The organism is Streptomyces sp. PT12, assembly GCF_003311645.1.
GTDB lineage: Bacteria > Actinomycetota > Actinomycetes > Streptomycetales > Streptomycetaceae > Streptomyces.
Window position 1 is genome coordinate 251834 of record NZ_QEST01000088.1, and the last position, 6000, is coordinate 257833.

General features: G+C 73.5%; 6 protein-coding genes and 1 pseudogene. 3 read left to right on the plus strand and 4 right to left on the minus strand.

The genetic code is table 11. The features are described from left to right. The first annotated feature begins 71 nt into the window (after positions 1–71). The 3 genes from DEH69_RS10285 (at position 72) to DEH69_RS10295 (ending at position 3927) form a co-directional block, all read left to right on the plus strand. Complete coding sequence (locus tag DEH69_RS10285) at positions 72–1118, plus strand: phosphatidylinositol-specific phospholipase C domain-containing protein (protein WP_113686616.1); 1047 nt, start codon at positions 72–74, stop codon at positions 1116–1118. A 69-nt stretch (positions 1119–1187) separates the two neighbouring features. Next, positions 1188–1835: a response regulator transcription factor gene (locus DEH69_RS10290; RefSeq protein ID WP_113686617.1), complete on the plus strand. Its 648-nt coding sequence runs from the start codon at positions 1188–1190 to the stop codon at positions 1833–1835. A gap of 202 nt (positions 1836–2037) precedes the next feature. After that, positions 2038–3927, plus strand: coding sequence for a hypothetical protein (locus DEH69_RS10295; RefSeq protein ID WP_113686642.1), 1890 nt, complete (start codon positions 2038–2040; stop codon positions 3925–3927). 93 nt (positions 3928–4020) lie between these two features. On the opposite strand, the gene DEH69_RS10300 is transcribed toward DEH69_RS10295, so the two are convergent. The 4 genes and pseudogenes from DEH69_RS10300 to DEH69_RS31390 form a co-directional block, all read right to left on the minus strand. Further along, the gene (locus tag DEH69_RS10300; protein ID WP_113686618.1) at positions 4021–4278 is read right to left on the minus strand and encodes a hypothetical protein; all 258 of its coding nucleotides are present in this window, start codon (positions 4276–4278) and stop codon (positions 4021–4023) included. Next, positions 4275–4607 carry a hypothetical protein gene (locus tag DEH69_RS10305; protein WP_113686619.1) on the minus strand — a complete coding sequence of 111 codons (333 nt, stop codon included), beginning with the start codon at positions 4605–4607 and terminating at the stop codon, positions 4275–4277. Before DEH69_RS10305 ends, DEH69_RS10300 begins: the two co-directional genes overlap by 4 nt. A 169-nt stretch (positions 4608–4776) precedes the next feature. After that, positions 4777–5154: a hypothetical protein gene (locus DEH69_RS10310; RefSeq protein WP_113686620.1), complete on the minus strand. Its 378-nt coding sequence runs from the start codon at positions 5152–5154 to the stop codon at positions 4777–4779. Positions 5155–5554: 400 nt separating this feature from the next. After that, positions 5555–6000: pseudogene (locus DEH69_RS31390) on the minus strand (transcriptional regulator); the annotation flags it as partial.

Consider the following 6000-nt stretch of genomic DNA (forward strand, 5'->3'; position numbering starts at 1 on the left):
GTACGATTTCGCCTCGTTGATCTCCCCCACCCGGACCGGCCAGGCCCGGCCGGTCGACGAAGGCGGCATCGATGAGTCCCTCAGGCAGACTGGCTGCGGGCGCGGCGACCCTGGCGACCGCGGCCCTGCTCACCACCGTCCTCCCGCACTCCTCCCAGGCGGCCGCCCCCGCCGCCCTGGCCTACTCCGGCACCACGTCGGTCGGCGTGCACAACGCCTATCTGACCGAGACCTACCCCTACCTCGCCGACGCCCTCGACTCGGGCGCTGGCATGCTGGAGCTGGACGTCTGGACCAACTTCTTCGGCGGCGACTGGCGGGTCGCGCACGACAACCCCTTCGGCAACGTCAACAACTGCGCCGACGCCACCTCCCCCGACGACCTGCGCACCGGACCGGTGAACGCCAACCTCGCGGGCTGCCTCGACGACCTGCGCGTCTGGCACGACGCCAACCCCGGCCACCGCCCCATCCAGATCAAGATCGAGTTCAAGGACGGCTTCGCGAACAACCTCGGCCGCGGGCCCGCCGCGTTCGACGCCCTGGTGCGCGAGAAGCTGGGCGACGCGGTCTACGGCCCCGGCGACCTGATCGGCTCCCACGCGACGCTCGACGAGGCCGTCCAGGCCGAGGGCTTCCCGACCCGCGACGAGCTGGCGGGGAAGTTCCTCATCCACCTCATACCGGGCACGGTCGAGGAGAACAACCCCCTCGACCAGCTGTGGACCGACGAGGAGTACGCCACCCACCTGCGGGACTCGGCCGCGGCTGGCACCCTCGCGTCGACCACGGCGTTCCCCGCGGTCCACGGCGCCGAGGCGGGCGACCCGCGCACCGCGCGCTACGACGCGTCGCTGCGCCCGTGGTTCGTGGTCTTCGACGGCGACGCGGCCACGTTCGTCGGCGGGTCCATCGACACCGGCTGGTACACCGCGCGGAACTACCTGGTGGTCATGACCGACGCGCACAGCGTTCCCCCCGCGATCGACCCCGTGTCCCCGACCGAGCAGCAGGCGCTCGCCCGGGTCGCCGAGCTGGCCGCCGACGGCGCGAGCGTCGTCAGCTCCGACTGGCACACGCTGCCCACCGTCCTCGCCACGGTCCTGCCACGCGGCTAAGCAGCTCCCCTTCGACGCTAGGCTGAACGCAGCACCTCGGGGAGACCGGAAAAGATACGGAGTACAACCGTGCGCGTTGTTCTGGCCGAAGACCTCTTCCTCCTCAGGGACGGTCTCGTCCGGCTCCTGGAGGCCCACGACTTCCAGATCGCCGCCGCCGTGGACAACGGGCCCGGGCTCAGCAGGGCGCTGGCCGAGCTGAAGCCGGACGTCGCCGTCGTCGACGTCCGGCTGCCCCCGTCGTTCACGGACGAGGGCCTCCAGTGCGCGCTCCAGGCCCGCCGCGAGCAGCCGGGGCTCCCGGTGCTCGTGCTGTCGCAGCACGTCGAGCAGCTGTACGCGCGCGAGCTGCTCGCCGACGGGAACGGCGGCGTCGGCTATCTGCTGAAGGACCGGGTGTTCGACGCCGAGCAGTTCATCGACGCGGTCCGCAGAGTCGCCGCGGGCGGCACCGCGATGGACCCGCAGGTGATCCAGCAGCTCCTGGCCCAGCGCGGCGGCCAGAACTCCCCGCTGGAGCGGCTGACTCCACGCGAGGTGGAGGTCATCGAGCTGATGGCACAAGGCCGTTCGAACGCCGCGATCGCCGAACGCCTGGTCGTCACCGAACGCGCGGTGGCGAAGCACACGTCCAACATCTTCACCAAGCTGGGCCTCCCCCCCTCCGACGACGACAACCGCCGCGTCCTGGCCGTCCTCGCCTACCTCGAGCGGTAGCCGCCGCGCTGGCCCCGACGCGCACAAGCGTCTGTCGTGACGTCCGTGGAAACGGAACCCGCACGCGCAAGAAACCCTGTTCTGACCCGCGCCACAACGAAGCCCGCGCCCGGCCGACGGCGCCGGGCGAAAGCGCCCGGTGGCCGCCGTTCGTAACCCCGGCAAGGGGCCCCTCGTTCTGCGGTATGTGTCCCTCAGCGATGTGGCTTTTCAAGACGTAGGCGCGCGGGCGCTCGACGCGCACTATCCGCGGCTGGTGCGCCTCGGCTATCTCGTGCTGCCGGGGTCGGGCGGGCGCCACCGGCGCGTCCTGGCCGCGCATGCCGTCGTGCAACGCGCCCTGCCGCGCGACGCGTTGAACGCGTTGAACGCCCCGGGCGCCCCGCCCGCGCTGCCCGCGCAGCGGGACGGCGACCCCGGCTACGACCGGCTGCGGCAGCGGGTGCTCGGCGCCGCGCTCGACGCCGCGCGCCCAAGCCGCTTCCGCTGGCTGCCCAGAGCGCCCCACGCGCTGCCGCGGGTCCTGGGCCTGCGGCTGGCCCCGCGCGGCGGCGAGGACGCCGAACTCCCCCTGGAACAACGCCTGTCCACCCTCTCCCCCACCGCGCGCGCCGCCTATGCGCTGCGCCGCGTCGACGGCCTGCCCGACGCCGCCGTGCGGCGGCTGCTGCTGGCCGCGGGGGCGTCCGAGCAGGCGGCCAGGGCCGCGGTCAAGGCCGCGGCCGCGTTGCCGGACGACGCGCCGCTGCCCGACCCGTGCGCGCTCAGCGCCGAGCCCACCGACCTGGCGCGCCGCCGCCGCGCGGCCCGCGTCGCGCTGGCCGCTGGCACGGCGCTCGCCCTGGCCGTGGGCGCGCTCGCCGTCCTGCCCGAGGGCTGGGGCCCCGACGGCGCCGCCGCGCCGCCCTACGCGGAGAACGAGGCCGCCAAGGCCGCCCTCGACCCCGCCGCGCTGCGCGCGGTCGGCCCCGACGCGTGGCGCACCGCAGACCGCACCGACTTCTCCGTGTGGCCCACCCGCGGCTCCTCGCTCGACGACTCCGCGCTGCTGCGCCGCGCGCTGGCCGTGTGGGCCAGGCCGGGCCAGGACGTGTCCCTCTCCGCGACGCCCGGCACCCAGACGGGGCCAGCTCCCGGGCCCGCCCAGCTGCTCTACGCCGGGGAGGTCGGCGGATCATCGGTGGTGCTGCTGTACGACGGGCTGCGGGTGGCGCGTTACGCCGAGCCGTCGGGCGCCGAAGGCGGCCGCGTGGCCCTGGACTTCGCGCGCGCCGACGGGGCCGACCTCATCGGCGCCTCGGCCGTGGTGCTGGGCCGCGAGGACGGCAACACCCGCTATCTGACCGCCCCTTGGGTCTCGGAGGCGGCCATGTCCGATCTGGCGGACGCCGCCGACGAGCCCGCCGATGTGGCGATCGACGAGCACGGGGTGACCGACGCCGTGCGCACCGGCGCCGGGACCGACCCGGCGCGGTGCGACTCCTACCCCGTGCTCGAACTCACCGCGCGCGGCGCCGACTCTGCCTACCGGATGGCCGATCTCGGGGAGCTGCTCCCGGCGTTGCTCACGCTGGGCGACCCGGGTGGCGCGCCGGGCGCCGGGGCGGATGCCGCGGCGCGCGAGGGGTGGGCGCGCATCGCGTGCCACCTGCCCACGCTGGGCGCGGGCGGCGTGAGGGCCGTCAACGCCTGGGAGTTCGCCTCGCTCGACCTGCCCGACGCGGCGGGCACGGGGCGCTGGCTGTGCACGCGCGCGGAGACGTGGCGCGGCACGGGCAGCAAGGCGCTCGCGCAGTTCGTGCCGCCGCCGACGCGGCCTGGCGAGCCCGGCGTGGTGACGGCGGCCGCGGAGGACACCCCGGCCTGCGGGCCCCGCGACCCGAGGGTGCTCAGCGGGGTCATGTGGCGTTCCCCGGCCGGGAGTTGGTATCTGGTCGCGGGCGGAAGCGAGCAGGTCACGGCCATCGAGGCGGACGGCGGGGTCACCGGGCGGGTCGAGGGCCGAACGGCCGCGCTGCCCGCGGAGGAAGGCGCGAGCGCCGACATCGTAGGCCGCCTCGCGGACGGCGGCGAGCTGCCCATGCTGGGCTGAGTCTGTGGTGAAAGTGGCGCCGTTCACCCGGAGGTCGCTCGCCCCGGCGTTCAGCGGGCTCACAGTCGTCTGCCTCCGCTACCGCGTGGCGCGTCAGCGGCGTGTTGCCGCGTAACGTCTGGGGCGGGGGGCGATGAAGCCGGGGAGTTGGGAGATGTGGCGGCTGGCCCACAGCACCGTGAAGCACCCCATGTGGAACGACTCGCCTCCGTGGAAGTGCAGCAGCTTACCACCGCTGGCGAGTGCGCTCATGTCGCACACGGTGTAGGGCCGTCCTCCGACGACCAGTTGGTCGCCGACCCTGACCGTGGCCGCGGTGATCTCGATCGCCACCATCCCGGTGGGGTTCATCGCGCCATCACCGCCAGGGCGATGACGATGACAAGGGCGCATCCCACGACGACCTGGGCGATGATCTCCGCCCGGGTGGGCGGGGGCTGGCGGAGGGCTGTCTCCCAGAAGGAGCGGGGCCGTAAGCCGGGTGAGTCGGCGCGCCAGACAGTGAGAGTGGTGCGGTGAGACATGACGAACAGGGCACCCGACGTGAGCCCCAGCCTGACCCCGCCGTGGACGCGGGTGCGCGTCAAAACCTTGAAGTACTGGTCACCAATGGTGAGCACGTCCCCGGTGAGGACCGATGCCGGGGTCACCTCGACGCGGCGCACATCGGTCGCGGACATTGCCGCATGCCGCTTCGGCGGGCGCTCGTCGTGCCGGTGGGTCGGGGGCCAGAAGAGGAATGACCAGAAGATGGCGGACTCCGGAAGGTCGTCGTGATGGGTGGGGGTCAGGGGTGGCCATGCGGCTGCTCGGTCAGGTGCGGCGGGCGGTGGCGTTCGATCGCGCCGTTCACCGTCGGGCGGCCTTCCGCAGCCGCGCGACGGCGGCGCGGGCGGCGTCGTGGGCGGCGTGCCGCTGGTCGGCGTCGAGCGCGCGGTCCTTCGTACGGGCCACGGCGGCCAGCAGCCGCCCGACCGGGGCCGCGAGCGCGGGGGACTCGCCCAACGGCGCGAGCGTCGCGACCAGTTCACCGGGAACGATCTCCGGGTACGTCAGCCGCGCCCCGTCCTGGTCCCGTGGGTGGAAGGCGAGCGGGATCAGCCGCTCACGCGCCAGGCAGCTCGCGCACGCGCGGTGCGTCCACCCGCCACCCGACCCGGCATGGTGCACCGCCACCACGACCAGCGGCGGCACCGTCGTCCCGCACGACGCACACCGCTCCGTCACGACCCACCGCCCAAACCCACGCGGGCGGCGCGGTCGCGCACCCGCTCCGGGCAGCCAAGACACAGATCAAGCGGCGTCGCGGGCGGACACTCCCGCCCCACGATCACCGTGATCGGTGGGTCGTCGTCCAACGGCGGCGGCGCGGGCGGCAGATGCTCCGCGGCGGGGCTAGGCACGGCTGGCCTGCCCGGTCGGCTGCTGCGGGGGCGTGGGGCCGTACCAGTCTGGCCCACGGACCCTGGCCCGCGCTGGCGCCTGCGATGATCCGGCGCCGCTGTCGCTGTGGCGCCGCCCTGAAGGGGTGCGAGTCATGATCGCTCCGAGGTCATCGGTGATCCGGTGATGACAGACGGTAGGAGAGCCGTGACCGCCGAATATGACTCGCGGGAATATCTGCTGGTCAGGCGTCCAGATGGAACCTTGACGACATCCGTCGCAGGCGCTCTGACACCCCGGCGCGTTCCCCGCTCCGGATTCTGCGCAGGGTGGCGCGGGCGATCGGGTGGTTACGGATCAGCTGGGGCGCCGTCCGCTCGGCCTTCTCCAGCTCGATGAGGGCGCGTTCTCGCTGACCGGTCCAGAGGTAGGCCCGTGACAGGTCCATCTGGTAATGCCCTCGGCGAGACTTCGGCAAGGTCTCGGCCGCTACCTTGCCCTTCTCCTCATGGAGCCGTAGCGCTTCGTCCTGATGGCTCATTTCCAGCTCGACATTGACCGCGTGGATGGCCACGTTCCCGGCGCTGAACGTGAGGCTATGGCGATCGAATGGGATAGCCGCGGTCCGCTCCGCGGCCTCCTGGGCTTGGGCGATGCGATGGCGGGCCTCGTTGGCGAGGCTGCCGCGCG

Excerpts from the sequence above, each read along its gene's own strand:
- DEH69_RS10285 (WP_113686616.1), top strand. The coding sequence starts at position 72 with ATGAGTCCCTCAGGCAGACTGGCTGCGGGCGCGGCGACCCTGGCGACC.
- DEH69_RS10300 (WP_113686618.1), bottom strand. The coding sequence starts at position 4,278 with ATGAACCCCACCGGGATGGTGGCGATCGAGATCACCGCGGCCACGGTC.
- DEH69_RS10305 (WP_113686619.1), bottom strand. The coding sequence starts at position 4,607 with ATGTCCGCGACCGATGTGCGCCGCGTCGAGGTGACCCCGGCATCGGTC.